Below are 15,096 nucleotides of genomic sequence, written 5' to 3'. Positions count from 1 at the left end.
TCCCCCGTATAGTGACGGGGAGAAGGGAGGCTTGACGGCGTCCGCGCCCCGACAATGTTCCACGTGAATCATTTCCCGATGCAGAACTGCGAGAAAATCACATCCAGCATGTCCTCGACATCGACCGCGCCGACGATCCGGCCGAGCCGGTCGGCGGCCAGCCGCAGATCCTCGGCGCGCAGTTCCTGCCCGGCGTCCGGACTCTCGGCCGCGCGCAGCAGGAAGCGGTTGGCTTCGCCTAGCAATTCAACGTGGCGAAGCCGTGAGGGCAGGATGTCGCCGGCTTCGCCGACCTGCGCGGCCGCGAGCCTGGCGATTTCGGCCAGCAGTTCCGTCACGCCCGTCCCGTTCTTGGTCGAAATGACGCGATCATAACCGCCTGTAAGCCCGGCGGGGGCTCTTTCCTGCACCAAATCGAGCTTGGTGCCCACGCGCAAGGTCGCGATCCCCTCGCGTTGAAGAGCAACGGGATGCGGGTCGGCCATATCCTCGAGGATGAGCAAGAGGTCGGCGCCATGCGCCTTGGCTCGCGCCTTCTGAATGCCGATCGCTTCCACCTTGCCGGCCGCATCGCGCAGGCCTGCGGTGTCGGTCAGCCTGACCCGCAGGCCTTCGAGGTCAAGCACGATCTCGAGCAGGTCCCGCGTCGTGCCCGGCTCATCCGTTACAATAGCTGCATCGCGCCGCGCCAAGGCGTTGAACAGGCTCGACTTGCCGGCATTCGGGGCGCCGAGGATAACAACCTCGAACCCGTCGCGGATGATTTCGCCGGCACGAAACCCGGCAATGTGGCGGTCGATCTCCCCAATCATCGCCGAGACGTCAGACCAGACCGTGTCCGAAACGGACCCGGGAATATCGTCCTCGTCGGCAAAGTCGATCTCGGCCTCGATCATGGCGCGCGCATGGATCAGCCGCCGCCGCCAGCTCAGATAAAGCTCGGCTTGCGCGCCCTCGGCATTCTGCACCGCGAAGCGCCGCTGCGCCTCGGTCTCGGCGTTGACCAGGTCGGCCAGCGCTTCCGTCCTTACCAGATCGACCTTGCCATTGAGGAAGGCCCGGCGCGTAAACTCGCCCGCTTCGGCGTGCCTGACGCCTTCGAAACCGGCGATCGTCTCCAACAGCCTCGCCACCACGGCGCGGCCGCCATGCACCTGGAATTCCGCCACGTCCTCGCCGGTGAAGCTGCCGGGGCCGGGGAAAAAGATCACCAGGCCACTGTCGAGCACGCCGCCATCGGGCGCCCGCAGCTTGCGCAGGCTGGCCACGCGGCCCTTAACCATACCGCCGGCGATCGTTTCGACAACGAATCGAGTCTTTGGCCCCGAAATGCGGATGACGGCGACGCCGGCGGGCAGGCGGCCGCTGGAAAGCGCGACGATGGTGTCGGCCGAAATCATTTGCCCGCCTTGTTGGACCGCCCTAGCTTCACTATCCAACCCCTGTTTCGCCGGACCGCTCATCGTGACACTGCCTGCGCAAAATCTGCTTGCCGACGAAGCCAGCCCCTATTTGCAGCAGCACAGCGGCAATCCGGTGCATTGGCGGGCCTGGTCGCCGGCGTCGCTTGACGAGGCGAGGGCGCTGGATCGGCCGATCCTGCTGTCGATCGGCTATGCCGCCTGCCACTGGTGCCACGTCATGGCCCATGAAAGCTTCGAGAACGACGACGTCGCCGCCGTCATGAACCGTCTGTTCGTCAATATCAAGGTCGACCGTGAGGAGCGTCCCGACATCGACCAGATCTACATGGCGGCGCTGTCCTCGATGGGCGAGCAGGGCGGCTGGCCGCTGACCATGTTCCTGACGCCGGACGGCAAGCCGTTCTGGGGCGGCACCTATTTCCCGCGCGAGCCGCGCTATGGCCGCCCGGGCTTCATCCAGGTGATGGAGGCGATCGACAAGGCCTGGCGCGAGAAAAGAGGCAGCCTGAACCAGAGCGCCGACGGGCTGACTTCGCATGTCGAGACCCGGCTCGCCGGCGCGCATGCCCGCACCGCGCTCGACCGCGACACGCTTGCCGCGCTCGCCAGAGGCATAGACGGCATGATCGATAAGGATCTCGGCGGCCTGCGCGGCGCGCCGAAATTCCCCAATGCGCCATTCATGCAGACACTGTGGCTGTCGTGGCTGCGCGACGGCAATGCCGGTCACCGCGACGATGTCCTCCTGAGCCTCGAACGGATGCTGGCCGGCGGCATCTACGATCACGTCGGCGGCGGTCTCAGCCGCTATTCCACGGACGCGCAATGGCTGGTGCCGCATTTCGAAAAGATGCTCTACGACAACGCGCAACTCATCCGTTTTTGCAACTGGGCCCATGCCGCGGGCGGAAAGGATTTGTTCCGGGTCCGAATCGAGGAGACCGTCGACTGGCTGCTGCGTGAGATGCGCGTCGATGGCGGCGCCTTCGCCGCCAGTCTAGATGCCGACAGCGAGGGTGAGGAGGGTCTTTTCTACACCTGGAGCCGGGAGGAGATCGAGGCCGCGCTCGGCGACGATTCACCGTTGTTTTTCAATCACTTCACACTCTCCAGCCCACCCGGTTGGGAAGGCAAGCCCGTTGTCCACCAGACGCAGGCCCAGCAGGTGCAAGGCATTGCCGAGCAGCCACTTCTGGCCGCTCTCAAGGCAAGGCTGCTGGCGGTCCGGGAACGGCGCGTCAGACCAGGCCGCGACGGCAAGGTCCTCGCCGACTGGAACGGCCAGATGATCTCGGCACTTGCCGAGGCCGGCCGCTCGCTGGCGCGACAAGACTGGATCGACGCGGCCAAGACCGCATTCGACCAGATCGCCTCTTCCGCCGAGGGCGGACGGCTGCCGCATTCCATGCTCGGCGCCAAGAAACTGTTCCCGGCCCTGTCGAGCGACTATGCGTCGATGACCAATGCGGCGATTGCCCTGTTCGAAGCCACCGGCGACTGGAGCTACGCCGATCGGGCCCGGCAATTCGTCGAGCAGCTCGACCGCTGGCACGCCGATGCCGACGGCACCGGCTATTATCTCACGGCATCCGACAGCACCGACGTGCCGATCCGCATCAGGGGCGATGTCGACGAGGCTATTGCGTCGGCCACCGGTCAGGTCATCGAGGCGCTGGTCCGGCTCGCCGCGCTGACCGGCGATCTCGACCTGCAGGAGAAAGCGACGAAAGTCGCCGAACATGCCGCCGGCCGCGCGGCGCACCAGGCCTATGGCCAGGCCGGCATCGTCAACGCCTCGGCGCTCGCCATAGAGCCGCTAAAGCTGGTGCTTGTGGACGATTTGACAAATCCAACGCTCGTTCCGGTAGCGGATCGCAATCCCGATCCGCGCCGGGTGGATATTGTGGTGGCGCTCGGCACGCAGGCGAATCGACCGCTACTGCCGGGTGGGATCCTGCCACCCGCCGACAGGCGGGGCGCGTGGTTGTGCACGGGGCAGGTGTGTTTGCCGGCGGTGAGCGATCCGGATGAATTGGAAGGGCTATTGCGACGAAGACCATAGAGTTCGTCATCCTAGGGCGAAGCAGGAGCGAAGCTCCGTCGCAGAGACCCTAGGATCCATGCCGTGACTTTCGAGCGCTGCAACAGGTGGAAGATCCAGTCCGCCGCGCTCTTTGGCAGAGGCCATGGCATGGATCCTCGGGTCAAGCCCGAGGATGACGAGGAAGTGGAGCTCGCTCTGCGAACTACGTATTCATCGAATCGAAGAAGTCCGCATTGGTCTTGGTCTGCTTCAGCTTGTCGATGAGGAACTCGATCGCGTCGGTTGTTCCCATCGGCGCCAGGATGCGGCGCAGCACGAAGATCTTCTGCAGGTCAGCGCGCGGCACGAGCAGGTCTTCCTTGCGGGTACCCGACTTCAGAATGTCCATGGCCGGGTAGATGCGCTTGTCGGCGACCTTGCGGTCGAGCTGGATTTCGCAGTTGCCGGTGCCCTTGAACTCTTCGAAGATGACTTCGTCCATGCGGCTGCCGGTGTCGATCAGCGCGGTGGCAATGATGGTCAGCGAACCGCCTTCCTCGATGTTGCGGGCGGCGCCGAAGAAACGCTTCGGCCGCTGCAGCGCATTGGCGTCGACGCCGCCGGTCAGCACCTTGCCGGAAGACGGCACCACGGTGTTGTAGGCGCGGCCGAGGCGGGTGATCGAATCGAGCAGGATGACGACGTCGCGGCCATGCTCGACCAGCCGCTTGGCTTTCTCGATGACCATCTCGGCGACCTGCACGTGGCGCACCGCCGGCTCGTCGAAGGTCGAGGAGATCACCTCGCCCTTCACCGAGCGCTGCATGTCTGTCACTTCCTCCGGCCGCTCGTCGATCAGAAGCACGATCAGGTAGCATTCCGGATGGTTGGCGGTAATCGAGTGGGCGATGTTCTGCATGAGAACCGTCTTACCGGTACGCGGCTGCGCGTTGATCAATGCGCGTTGGCCCTTGCCGATCGGCGCCACCAGGTCGATCACGCGCGGCGAGATATCCTTGGAGGTCGGGTTGTCGATCTCCATCTTCAGCCGCTTGGTCGGATAGAGCGGCGTCAGATTGTCGAAGTGGATCTTGTGGCGGATCTTTTCGGGATCGTCGAAATTGATCGTGTTGACCTTGAGCAGCGCGAAATAGCGCTCGCCCTCTTTCGGGCTGCGGATCGGCCCCTCGACCGTATCGCCGGTCTTGAGCGAAAAGCGTCGGATCTGCGAGGGCGAGATATAGATGTCGTCGGGACCCGGCAGATAATTGGCGTTGGCCGAGCGCAGGAAACCGAAACCGTCCTGGAGCACTTCGACCACGCCGTCGCCGATGATCTCGATGTCCTGGGCGGCCAGCTTCTTGAGGATTGCGAACATCAGCTCCTGCTTGCGCATGACGCTGGCGTTCTCCACCTCGAGCGATTCGGCATAGGCGATCAGCTCTGGCGGTTTCTTGTTCTTGAACTCGGTGAGTTTCATTTCTTGCATTAGGATAGACTCTGGGTAGGCTTTTGGGAGGAAATCGGCGGGATGCGATAAATGCCGGGCGCGGCCAAAAGCAATGAAGGGCGGCGCATGACGGGAAGGAAGACCCGTCTTTTATCGTCGGCCGGCTGAAAGAGCAAGCCGCCTTTTAGCAGGTCGTGAGAGAGGTCCGAAGGTTCAGAACGGCTTGACGACGACCAGGATCACGATAGCGATCATCAGCAATGTGGGGATCTCGTTGACGATCCGCCAGTGCCTCGCGGGTTTTTCGTTACGATCCTCGGCGAATTTTCTTACCGCGCCGGCCAGATAGCCGTGGATGCCCGACAGAACCAGCACCAGCGCGATCTTGCCGTGCAGCCAGCCACCCTGGAAACCAAAACCTTTCCAGGCCAGCCATAGGCCGAACACCCAGGTGACGATCATCGCCGGGTTGATGATGCCGCGCAGAAGCCGGCGCTCCATCACCTTGAAAGTCTCCGACTGCACCGAACCCTTCTCGGCATCGGCGTGGTAGACCAGCAGCCGCGGCAGATAGAGCATGCCCGCCATCCACGAAATGACGGCAAGAACGTGGATCGCCTTGGCCCAGAGATAGAAGCCGTCTGGGGCCGCCAGAAACAGCAGCGCGGTGAGCACGACCAGGGCCGCGATGCCGATCACCATGCGCATCATCGCCTGGCCCGTGCTGTTGGTGTTGCTCATCCCGGCCATCAGCGTGTCGCGCTCCTCACCAGTTTCACCATCGCCTCGACATGCGCAATCGGCGTTTCCGGGGTAATGCCGTGGCCAAGATTGAAGATCAACGGTCCGCTTCCCAGGCTCTCCAGGATCGCGCTGACGCCGTCGGCCAGCGCCTTGCCGCCGGCGACCAGCCGCAGCGGATCGAGATTGCCCTGGACGGCCCCTTCCCGCTGCAACGCCTTCGCTGTCTCCAGCGGCACCGTCCAGTCGATCCCCAGCCCCGTGACGCCGGTCTTCTCGCGATAGCTCCGGTAGCGCGCGCCGGCGCCCTTGGGAAAACCGATGATCGGCACATCGGGATGGACCGCTCGAACCTGCCTGACGATCTCGGCCACCGGCTCGACGCAGAACAGCTCGAAACAAGCATCGTCGAGCACGCCGGACCAGGAATCGAATATCTGCACCACATCGGCGCCGGCCTCGATCTGCCTGATGAGATAGGCGGTCGAATGATCGGTCAGCACCTTGAGCAGCCGACGAAACGCCGCCGGCTCCCGATAGGCGAACAGCCGCGCCGGCGCCTGGTCCGGCGTGCCGTGCCCGGCGATCATGTAGGTCGCCACCGTCCATGGCGCGCCGCAGAAGCCGATCAGCGTGATTTCATCGGGCAGTTTCGTCCGCAACCGGCGAACCGTCTCGTAGACCGGTTCGAGATTCACGTGAAACACCGTGCTGTCCAGGGCCGCGATTTCAGCCGCCGTGATCGGCGTCAGCAGCGGCCCTCGCCCCTCTTCGAAGCGCACGTCGCGGCCAAGCGCATGCGGAACGACAAGGATGTCGGAGAACAGGATCGAAGCGTCGAAGCCGAAGCGCTCGATCGGCTGCATGGTCACCTCGAAGGCAAGGTCGGGATCATAGCAGAGGTCGAGGAATGAACCTGCGCGTCGGCGCGTCTCGCGGTATTCCGGTAGATAGCGCCCGGCCTGGCGCATCATCCAGAGCGGCGGCGGAAACACCGTCTCACCCTTCAGCACGTCCAGCATGATCCGTCTTGCAGGCATAGAGCGCTCGCCTCTCCCGGCTTCCCTTTAATCAAATATCTTATTTTAAAGAATCTTCTGATTCTAAGAGTCTGTTGGTTGTGGTGGTTGTCACCTGTCCCGCTTTGGCCGTCAAAACACCAGCAAGCATATTGTCGCGCATTTCCAATCGCCCCTTGCAGGGTTCTGGGGACGAGCCGGAATCTTCCATTGGACTCAACACGCTAGAGCAGCGATCCTGCAGGTACGTCCTGTGGACAGACAAAAGGCAAAAATCTTCGTCCACGGACTTGTCCCCAGCCGCCCGACGAAGCCTACAGCGCATCGAATTGTGGACAAACCGGCATCTGATACAGTCGATCCGGCCGGCGGGTTTTCCGAACCCTGCTTTATCCACATCCGCCCACAGCCCTAGGTAAAACCCTGTGAACAAACCCCAGAGCTTCTTCCACCTGCACCTGATCTCCGACGCCACCGGCGAAACGCTGCTCGCGGCCGGCCGCGCGGCTTCGGCGCAATACAAGGATGCGCGCGCCATCGAGCACATCTACCCGCTCATCCGAACCGAAAAACAGGTGGCCAAAGTGTTCGAGGACATCGAGGAGGAGCCGGGCATCATTCTCTACACCGTCGTCGACCAGAAGCTGGCGCGCGGCATCGACGAGCGCTGCGCCGCCATGGGCCTGCCCTGCGTCTCCGTGCTGGAGCCGGTGCTCACCGTCTTCCAGTCCTATCTGGGCACGCCGGCCGGCCGCCGCGTCGGCGCCCAGCACGTCCTCGATGCCGAATATTTCCGCCGCATCGACGCACTCAACTTCACCATGGAACATGATGACGGCCAGTTGCCGGCCAATATGGACGATGCCGACATCGTGCTGGTCGGCATTTCGCGCACGTCCAAGACGCCGACCAGCATCTATCTCGCCAACAGGGGCATCAAGACCGCCAACATTCCGATCGTGCTCGGCGTGCCGGTGCCCGAAAGCCTGGTCAACGCCAGGACGCCGCTGATCGTCGGCCTTGTCGCCACCGCCGAACGCATCTCGCATGTCCGCCAGAACCGCATCCTCGGCAACAGCAGCGCCTATGTGCCAGGCGACTATGTCGACCGCGCCGCCATCAATGAGGAGCTCGCCTATGCCCGCCAGATCTGTACCCGCCATGGCTGGCCGATGATCGACGTCAGCCGCCGCTCGATCGAGGAGACGGCGGCGGCAATCGTTGCCCTGCGGGGGAAGACGCGGTAGGTGCAGATGAGAGAAGTGAGGGGTGCGCGATGGAACGCCAACCCTGGGTGAACCAGCATGACCGAAAAAATCATCCTCGCCTCCGGCAGTCCGTTCCGCAAGACGATGCTCCTCGGTGCCGGCATCGACGTCGAGGCGGTTGCGCCTGATGTCGACGAGCGCGCGCTCGAGGCGCCCCTGCAAGGCAGCGGCGCCTCGCCCGAGGATGTCGCGCTGGTGCTGGCCGAAGCCAAGGCCACCGAAGTAAGCGAGCGCAGGCCCGGCGCGTTGGTGCTCGGCTGCGACCAGACGCTGTCGCTCGGCGACGAGGTGTTCCACAAGCCGGCCGACATGGAAGGGGCGCGCCGCCATCTGCTGGCGCTGTCGGGAAGGACCCATCAGCTCAACAGCGCCGCGGTCCTGGTCCGCGACGGCGAGGTGCTGTGGCGCCATGTCGGCATCGCCAGCCTCACCATGCGCAAGCTCGATCCGGCCTTCATCGGCCGCCACCTGGCGCGCGTCGGCTCAAGGGCGCTGTCGAGCGTCGGCGCCTACCAGGTCGAAGGCGAAGGCATCCAGCTCTTCGAGAAGATCGAGGGCGACCACTTCGCCATTGTCGGCCTGCCGCTGCTGCCGCTGCTGGCCGAACTGCGCACGCTGGGAGCGATCGATGGCTGAGGCGACCAAAAAGGCCTTCGTCACCGGTCACCCGATCAAGCATTCGCGCTCGCCGAAGATCCACGGCCACTGGCTGGCCAGATACGGCATCGACGGCAGCTACCAGGCGATCGATGTCGCGCCGCAGGATTTCGCCGAATTCCTGAGCACATTGCAAGCGAACGGCTATCTCGGCGGCAACGTCACCATCCCGCACAAGGAGGCGGCGTTCGCCCTGATCGAGCGCCGTGATGAGGCAGCCCAGCAGATCGGTGCCGTCAACACGCTGTGGCTGGAGGGCGGCCAATTGTGGGGCGGCAACACCGACAGCCATGGCTTCGCCGCCAATCTCGACGATCATGCGCCGGGTTGGGCAATCAATGGCCCGGCGGTGGTGCTCGGCGCCGGCGGGGCCTCGCGCGCCGTCATTCACGCGCTGAAGCAACGCGACGTGAGCGATATCCGCATCGTCAACCGCACGCTTGCCCGGGCGGTGGAATTGCGCGACCGGTTCGGCGCCGGTGTCTCCGCGCATGGCGTGGCGGCGACCGGTGAACTGCTTGCCGATGCCGGCCTGCTCATCAACACCACGGCGCTTGGGATGCAAGGCAATGAGGGTCTGGCCGCCGACCCGGCCCTTTTGCCGGACCACGCGATCGTCACCGATATCGTCTATGTGCCGCTCGAGACGCCGCTGCTTGCGGCGGCAAGCGCGCGCAAGCTGAAGACGGTGGACGGCCTCGGCATGCTGCTCAACCAGGCGGTGCCGGGTTTCGAGCGCTGGTTCGGCGTGCGGCCCCAGGTCACACCCGAATTGCGCGCGCTCGTCGAAGCCGATCTGGCGCCAAAACCATGATCGTGCTCGGCCTCACCGGTTCGATCGGCATGGGCAAGTCGACCACCGCGAAAATGTTTGCCGAGGCCGGCATCCCGGTCCACGATTCCGACGAGACGGTGCATCGCCTCTATGCCGGCAAGGCAGCCCCCCTGGTCGAGGCCGCGTTTCCAGGAACCACCGGCGCCGGAGGCGTCGACCGGGCAAAGCTCGGCGCTCGGGTGCTTGGCGATGCGGCCGCGCTGAAAAGGCTGGAAGCGATCATCCATCCGCTGGTGCGCGCCGACGCCGACGCGTTCCTGGCGCGCAACCGCGCCGCCGGCGAGCCGCTTGCCGTTCTCGACATTCCGCTCCTGTTCGAGACCGGCGGCCGCGACCGCGTCGACAAGGTCGTCGTCGTCACCGCGCCGGCCGAAGTCCAGCGCCAGCGCGTGCTGGCGCGGCCCGGCATGAGCGAAGAGAAACTCGCCTCCATCCTCGCCAGCCAGGTGCCGGATGCGCAAAAGCGCCGCCAGGCCGACTTCGTCATCGACACCAGCCCGGGCCTGGATGCCGCGCGGGCTGAGGTCAAAGCTATCATCGCGGATTTGAGAGGTTAGATCGCTGCCTCTTTTCCTTCTCCCACAGGGGGAGAAGGAAAAAAGCCATTGCCCATTGCCATTTTGTTCCGCTCTCACGATTCTGCTTACCAGGAGCGACTGATTCGATGCGTGAGATCATTTTCGATACGGAAACCACCGGCCTCGACATGCGCGACGACCGCATCATCGAGCTTGGCGGCGTCGAGCTGGTCAACCGCTTTCCAACCGGCAAGACCTTCCACCACTACATCAACCCGCAGGGCCGCTCGATCCACGCCGAGGCGCAGGCCGTGCACGGCATCAGCATGGCGGACCTGCAAGGCAAGCCGTCCTTCGCCGAGATTGTCGAGGAGTGGATCGCCTTCACCGACGGCGCCAAGCTAGTCGCACACAATGCCACCTTCGACATCGGCTTCCTCAATGTCGAGTTCGGCCGGCTCGGCCATCCGGCCGTCGATATCGGGCGCATCGTCGACACGCTGGCGCTGGCGCGGCGCAGGCATCCGATGGGTCCCAATTCGCTCGATGCGCTCTGCCGGCGCTATGGCATCGACAATGCGCGGCGCACCAAGCACGGCGCCTTGCTGGATTCGGAGCTGTTGGCCGAAGTCTATATCGAGCTGATCGGCGGCAAGCAGACGGCTCTGATCCTGGACACAGTTTCAGTGCAGATGAACGGCGCGGGCGAAGTGGCAGACATCGATATCTCGGTCGGTGCGCGGCCGATCGCCCTCCCCCCGCGCCTGAGCGAAGCCGAGCGCGCGGCGCATGCCGGCATGGTCGCCACGCTGGGTGAGAAGGCGCTGTGGCTGAAGGTGATGGGCGCCTAAGCGCGCCGTTCTCCTCGAAGTCGGGGGGCTTCGCGGCCAAACCGGCCTCGAAAACGAAAAACCCGGCGCGAGGCCGGGTCTTTCTGCAATATCCGTACGAGCCGGAATCAGCTCACCTGGACCTTCGACGCCGCCTGGTCCTCGGCCAGCTTCTGCTGGAACATCTGCGCGAAATCGATCGGGTCGAGCATCAGCGGCGGGAAGCCGCCATTGCGCGTTGCCTCGGCGATGATCTGCCGGGCGAACGGGAACAGCAGCCGCGGGCATTCGATGAACAGGATCGGCAGCATGTGTTCCTGCGGGAAGCCACTGATGGCGAAAACGCCGCCATAGACCAGCTCGACATTGAACAGCACTTCCTGGTCGAAGGACGCCTTGGCGTTCAGCGTCAGGTTGACGTCGAACTGCTTGTCGGAGAGCGGATTGGCGTTGACGTTGACGTTGATGGCGATGCCGGGCGCCTTATCGCGGCCGCGCAGCGAGTTCGGCGCGCCGGGGCTCTCGAAGGAAAGGTCCTTCACATACTGGGCAAGGACGTTGAGCGAGGGCTGCGCCGTGTTGCCGTTTCCGTTGGCGCCGACCGGCGCGTCATCTTTGCTGGCCATGAGCCTTGTGTCCTTTTGCCTGGGCAGCATTGCTGACCGAATTGAAATCGGGCGTTCGCTACCATGGCCGGCATGACAAGACAAGGTTTGCCGCCTTGCGACCGGAGGGGATCCAGACTGCGTCGAGATTCAGGTCAGGCCGGCATCACCTGAACATCAATATAGCCTCAGTCGTCCTTCAGGCGGCGCCATGGCGAATTGTGGTCCGGCCCGCGCTTGAAATCGTCTTCGCGCGAATAATCGCCGTCGTCGAGGTCGATGACCCTGTCGCGCGGCCGGCCGCGGAAGCCGCCGGCCGAGAAATTCGTCGCCACCACGATGCGGCCCTTGAGCCTGCGCCAGGCAAGATCGCGCACCGGCGGCAGGAACAGGAGAATGCCGAAAATGTCCGATATGAAGCCCGGGATGATCAGCAGGATCGCGGCGAGCACGATCATGGCGCCGTGCGCGAGCTGGCGGCTCGGATCGCGGCCGGCGCCCATCTCGGTGCTGATGCGGCTCATGACGCCAAAACCCTGATGCCTGAGCAGCAGCGCCCCGGCGATGCTCGAGGCGAGCACCAGGCCGACCGTCGCCAGCGCGCCGATCTGGCGCCCGACTATGACGAAGCCGGCGATCTCCAGCAGCGGAAGCGCCAGAAGAAAAACGGGAAATAACGAAATGCGCAAGTCTTGCCGATCCTTCCGATCGTTCTGGCGTTGGTCTGTTTTGCCTGCCAGCGGCCACCGGCCGCTGGCGCCGAGGCTGTTAGATAGGTATGGCTGCCTTTGATTTGAATGATTGCGCCTTGCGTTCTATATGGTTTGCATGTTGAACGCTATGCGACCGCTGCCCTGTTGGCCGGGCGGTCCGGCCGAGGGCAGGATTGATTGGCGGAAGATATGGGTTTCTTCGACTTCGGCACGATTTTCTTTCTGATTGCGGCAGTTGTGATCTTTTTCCAGCTGCGCAATGTGCTGGGCCGTCGTACCGGCAGCGAACGGCCGCCTTTCGATCCCTATACCGCCGCCCGCACCGGCGACAAGGATGCGCAGAAGTCCGAGAATGTCGTGTCGCTGCCGCGCAAGCGCCAGCCCGGTGAGCCGGCCGGCGAGGTCTATGCGGCCATCGACGCCTTTGCCAAGCCCGGCACCGACCTCAACAAGGGCCTGCGCACGATCAAGGACAACGATCCGTCCTTCGACCCGAAGGGTTTCGTCGACGGCGCCAAGATGGCTTACGAGATGATCGTCATGGCCTATGCCGACGGCGATCGCAAAACGCTGAAGAACCTTCTGTCGCGCGATGTCTATGACGGTTTCGTCGCCGCGATCGGCGAGCGCGAGGCGCGGTCGGAAAAGATCCAGTCTTCCTTCGTCGGCATCGACAAGGCCGACATCGTCTCGGCCGAGATGAAGGGCGGCGAGGCGCATGTCACGCTGCGCATCATCAGCGAGCTGATTTCGGCGACGCGCGACAAGGCCGGTGCGGTCATCGACGGCGACCCCGAAACCGTCGCCGAGGTCAAGGACGTCTGGACCTTCGCCCGCGACACGCGCTCGCGCGACCCGAACTGGAAGCTCGTCGCCACCGAAGAAGAAGATTGAATCCCTGACCGCGGCGGGCCTGTCGTGTCCTTCCATCAGGCATTCAGCGAAAGATCCTTCGGCGCTCTGCCCGGCTGGGATGACGACGACCATCTGGCGGCCTTGGAGGCCTTTCGCCGCTCTGCCTTCCATGTCCTGGCCAAGCCCTATCGCAGCGGCGCGCTCGGCGTCGACTTCGACGCCTTTGCCGGTGCCAATGCCGAGGCGCGCGCGGCCCCTCCTGCCAGCCGGTCGGAGGCCCGCGCCTTCTTCGAGCGTCATTTCGTCCCCATGCTGGTGAGTCCAGAGACCGGCGCCGGCCTCGTCACCGGCTTCTACGAACCGGAGGTCGAGGCCTCGCCGGTGCGCACGGAGCGTTTTGCCGTGCCGCTTCTGTCGCGTCCCGCCGATCTCGTCGATGTCGACGACGCCAACCGGCCCGACGGAATGGACCCCTATCTCGCTTTCGCGCGCCGGACGCCGGACGGGCCGGCCGAATATTTCGACCGCGGCGCGATCGAGCGTGGCGCGCTCGCCGGCAAGGGACTGGAGATCGCCTGGCTGGCCGACAGGGTCGATGCATTCTTCATCCATGTGCAGGGCGCGGCGCGGCTTCTCATGACCGACGGCCGGCTGTGCCGCGTCACCTATGCGGCCAAGTCCGGCCAGCGCTTCACCGGGCCCGGCAAGGTGTTGAGCGAGCTCGGCGAGATCCCGCTGGAAAACGTGACGATGCAGTCGATCCGCGCCTGGTTCAGGGCGCATCCCGGCCGCGTCGACGAGATCCTGTGGCAGAACCGTTCCTATATCTTCTTCCGCGAGGCCGCGGTCGAGGACGCAACGCTCGGGCCGATCGCCGCCGCCAAGGTGCCGTTGACGCCGGGCCGCTCGATCGCCGTCGACCGGCTGCTGCACACATTCGGCACGCCCTTCTACATCGACGCGCCATCGCTGACGGCCTTCGAGGCAAAACCGTTCCGGCGCCTGATGATCGCGCAGGACACCGGCTCCGCCATCACCGGGCCGGCGCGCGGAGATCTCTTCGCCGGCTCGGGCGACGCCGCCGGCGAGATCGCCGGCGTGGTGCGCAATCCGGCCGATTTCTACGCACTGGTGCCGCGCCCGCTCGTCTCGGGGTCGAAGCCATGACCCGCCGCAGCGACAGGTTGAGCGAGGACGACCGGGTGCTGTGGAACCTGGTGGCGCGCACGGCCAAGCCGCTGAAGGGCAAGGCCGCCGTGCCTGTCCCGGATTTCGGCATCGAGGCGAAGCCGGCGCCGACGCAACAAGCCCGGCCCGTTGCCGGTCCGGCCGGCGCGCCTAAGCCGAAGGCCCAGCATGTCTCCCATGCACTCGACGAGCCGACGCTGGACAAATTGTCGAAAGGCCGGCTGCCCATCGAAGGCCGGGTCGACCTGCACGGCATGACGCAGGACGAAGCCTATTCGCTGCTGTTCTCCTTCCTGCACCGCGCCCATGCCGGCGGCATTCGTTACGTCCTGGTCATCACCGGCAAGGGCTCGTCGTCGGGCGGCGACGGCGTGCTGCGCCGCGCGGTGCCGGCTTGGCTGTCGACGCCGGCGTTCCGGCCGCTGGTCTCCAGTCACGACCACGCCGCGCGCAATCATGGCGGCTCGGGCGCGCTCTATGTCAGGCTGCGGCGGGTCCGGTCGTGAGGATGGGGTCGTGACCCCGTTCGGCGAGAGGCTGCGGGCGCTGAGGGCCGAGCGCGGCGTCACCCAGAAGGACATGGCCGCCGCCATCGGCGTCAGCGCCGCCTATCTGTCGGCGCTCGAGCATGGAAGGCGCGGCGCGCCGACCTGGACGCTGATCCAGAAGATCATCGGCTATTTCAACATCATCTGGGACGACGCGGAGGAACTGGCGCGACTGGCCGAAGGCTCGCATCCGCGCGTCAGGCTCGACACGTCGGGCCTGAGCCCGGCCGCGACCGAGCTTGCCAACCTCCTGGCCGAGAACATCGAAAAGCTCGACGAGGAGGAACTGCGCGGCATAACCTTCTCTATCCGAGCGGCGCTGGGGCGACGGCGGTAGGCCGGGTTTGCCCGGCTCTCGCGGCGGCTGAGCTCCCGATCGCGAAACGGCGGCCCGCCAGCAGCAGCCGGCGGGCCGCCGTGAT

Annotated in this window: 16 protein-coding genes; 10 read left to right on the top strand and 6 right to left on the bottom strand. The window is 64.8% G+C overall.

From position 1 onward, the window contains the following. Window positions 1-68 precede the first annotated feature (68 nt). On the bottom strand, window positions 69-1,400 hold the full coding sequence (mnmE, locus tag FJ946_RS08750; RefSeq protein ID WP_140563869.1) for a tRNA uridine-5-carboxymethylaminomethyl(34) synthesis GTPase MnmE: 1,332 nt from the start codon (window positions 1,398-1,400) through the stop codon (window positions 69-71). Window positions 1,401-1,464: 64 nt separating this feature from the next. On the opposite strand from mnmE, the gene FJ946_RS08745 reads away from it, so the two are divergent. Beyond that, window positions 1,465-3,486 (top strand): thioredoxin domain-containing protein, encoded by a 2,022-nt coding sequence (locus tag FJ946_RS08745; RefSeq protein ID WP_140563868.1) that lies wholly within the window; start codon window positions 1,465-1,467, stop codon window positions 3,484-3,486. Window positions 3,487-3,670: 184 nt separating this feature from the next. On the opposite strand, the gene rho is transcribed toward FJ946_RS08745, so the two are convergent. The 3 genes from rho to hemE form a co-directional block, all read right to left on the bottom strand. Next, window positions 3,671-4,936, bottom strand: coding sequence for a transcription termination factor Rho (gene rho, locus FJ946_RS08740; RefSeq protein WP_140491913.1), 1,266 nt, complete (start codon window positions 4,934-4,936; stop codon window positions 3,671-3,673). A 174-nt stretch (window positions 4,937-5,110) separates the two neighbouring features. Next, on the bottom strand, window positions 5,111-5,647 hold the full coding sequence (gene hemJ / locus FJ946_RS08735) for a protoporphyrinogen oxidase HemJ (RefSeq protein ID WP_140491911.1): 537 nt from the start codon (window positions 5,645-5,647) through the stop codon (window positions 5,111-5,113). Then, window positions 5,647-6,678, bottom strand: a complete 1,032-nt coding sequence (gene hemE / locus FJ946_RS08730) for a uroporphyrinogen decarboxylase (RefSeq protein WP_140563867.1) — start codon at window positions 6,676-6,678, stop codon at window positions 5,647-5,649. The genes hemJ and hemE overlap by 1 nt, the downstream gene beginning before the upstream one ends. 404 nt (window positions 6,679-7,082) lie before the next feature. On the opposite strand from hemE, the gene FJ946_RS08725 reads away from it, so the two are divergent. The 5 genes from FJ946_RS08725 to dnaQ all read left to right on the top strand — a co-directional run bounded on the left by FJ946_RS08725 (window position 7,083) and on the right by dnaQ (window position 10,786). After that, complete coding sequence (locus FJ946_RS08725) at window positions 7,083-7,904, top strand: pyruvate, water dikinase regulatory protein (protein ID WP_140491905.1); 822 nt, start codon at window positions 7,083-7,085, stop codon at window positions 7,902-7,904. A gap of 57 nt (window positions 7,905-7,961) precedes the next feature. Further along, complete coding sequence (locus FJ946_RS08720) at window positions 7,962-8,561, top strand: Maf-like protein (protein WP_140563866.1); 600 nt, start codon at window positions 7,962-7,964, stop codon at window positions 8,559-8,561. Then, complete coding sequence (locus tag FJ946_RS08715; protein WP_140554732.1) at window positions 8,554-9,396, top strand: shikimate dehydrogenase; 843 nt, start codon at window positions 8,554-8,556, stop codon at window positions 9,394-9,396. Before FJ946_RS08720 ends, FJ946_RS08715 begins: the two co-directional genes overlap by 8 nt. Beyond that, window positions 9,393-9,974 (top strand): dephospho-CoA kinase, encoded by a 582-nt coding sequence (gene coaE, locus FJ946_RS08710; RefSeq protein ID WP_140554731.1) that lies wholly within the window; start codon window positions 9,393-9,395, stop codon window positions 9,972-9,974. The genes FJ946_RS08715 and coaE overlap by 4 nt, the downstream gene beginning before the upstream one ends. Before the next feature lie 107 nt (window positions 9,975-10,081). Further along, entirely contained in the window at window positions 10,082-10,786 is a 705-nt protein-coding gene (gene dnaQ, locus FJ946_RS08705; RefSeq protein WP_140563865.1) for a DNA polymerase III subunit epsilon, read from the top strand. 107 nt (window positions 10,787-10,893) lie between these two features. Here the strand turns inward: dnaQ and secB are convergent, their stop codons facing one another. Further along, entirely contained in the window at window positions 10,894-11,391 is a 498-nt protein-coding gene (gene secB, locus FJ946_RS08700) for a protein-export chaperone SecB (protein ID WP_140491875.1), read from the bottom strand. A 167-nt stretch (window positions 11,392-11,558) separates the two neighbouring features. Further along, on the bottom strand, window positions 11,559-12,059 hold the full coding sequence (locus FJ946_RS08695; RefSeq protein WP_140491873.1) for an FxsA family protein: 501 nt from the start codon (window positions 12,057-12,059) through the stop codon (window positions 11,559-11,561). A gap of 213 nt (window positions 12,060-12,272) precedes the next feature. Here FJ946_RS08695 and FJ946_RS08690 point away from each other — a divergent pair, with 213 nt between their 5' ends. From FJ946_RS08690 to FJ946_RS08675, 4 genes are read left to right on the top strand one after another with little or no spacing between them, the layout of a single operon-like run. Then, window positions 12,273-12,977, top strand: a complete 705-nt coding sequence (locus FJ946_RS08690; protein WP_140514105.1) for a Tim44/TimA family putative adaptor protein — start codon at window positions 12,273-12,275, stop codon at window positions 12,975-12,977. Between the two features lie 24 nt (window positions 12,978-13,001). Next, window positions 13,002-14,105: a murein transglycosylase A gene (locus FJ946_RS08685; protein ID WP_140563864.1), complete on the top strand. Its 1,104-nt coding sequence runs from the start codon at window positions 13,002-13,004 to the stop codon at window positions 14,103-14,105. Further along, window positions 14,102-14,632 (top strand): Smr/MutS family protein, encoded by a 531-nt coding sequence (locus tag FJ946_RS08680; protein ID WP_140491867.1) that lies wholly within the window; start codon window positions 14,102-14,104, stop codon window positions 14,630-14,632. Before FJ946_RS08685 ends, FJ946_RS08680 begins: the two co-directional genes overlap by 4 nt. A 10-nt stretch (window positions 14,633-14,642) precedes the next feature. Beyond that, window positions 14,643-15,011 (top strand): helix-turn-helix transcriptional regulator, encoded by a 369-nt coding sequence (locus FJ946_RS08675; RefSeq protein ID WP_140491865.1) that lies wholly within the window; start codon window positions 14,643-14,645, stop codon window positions 15,009-15,011. The last annotated feature ends 85 nt before the right edge of the window (window positions 15,012-15,096 follow it).

It is taken from the genome of Mesorhizobium sp. B2-4-7 (genome assembly GCF_006442685.1).
GTDB lineage: Bacteria > Pseudomonadota > Alphaproteobacteria > Rhizobiales > Rhizobiaceae > Mesorhizobium.
The sequence above is the reverse complement of the archived record's forward strand: the minus strand, read 5'-3'. Positions and strand labels throughout refer to the sequence as shown.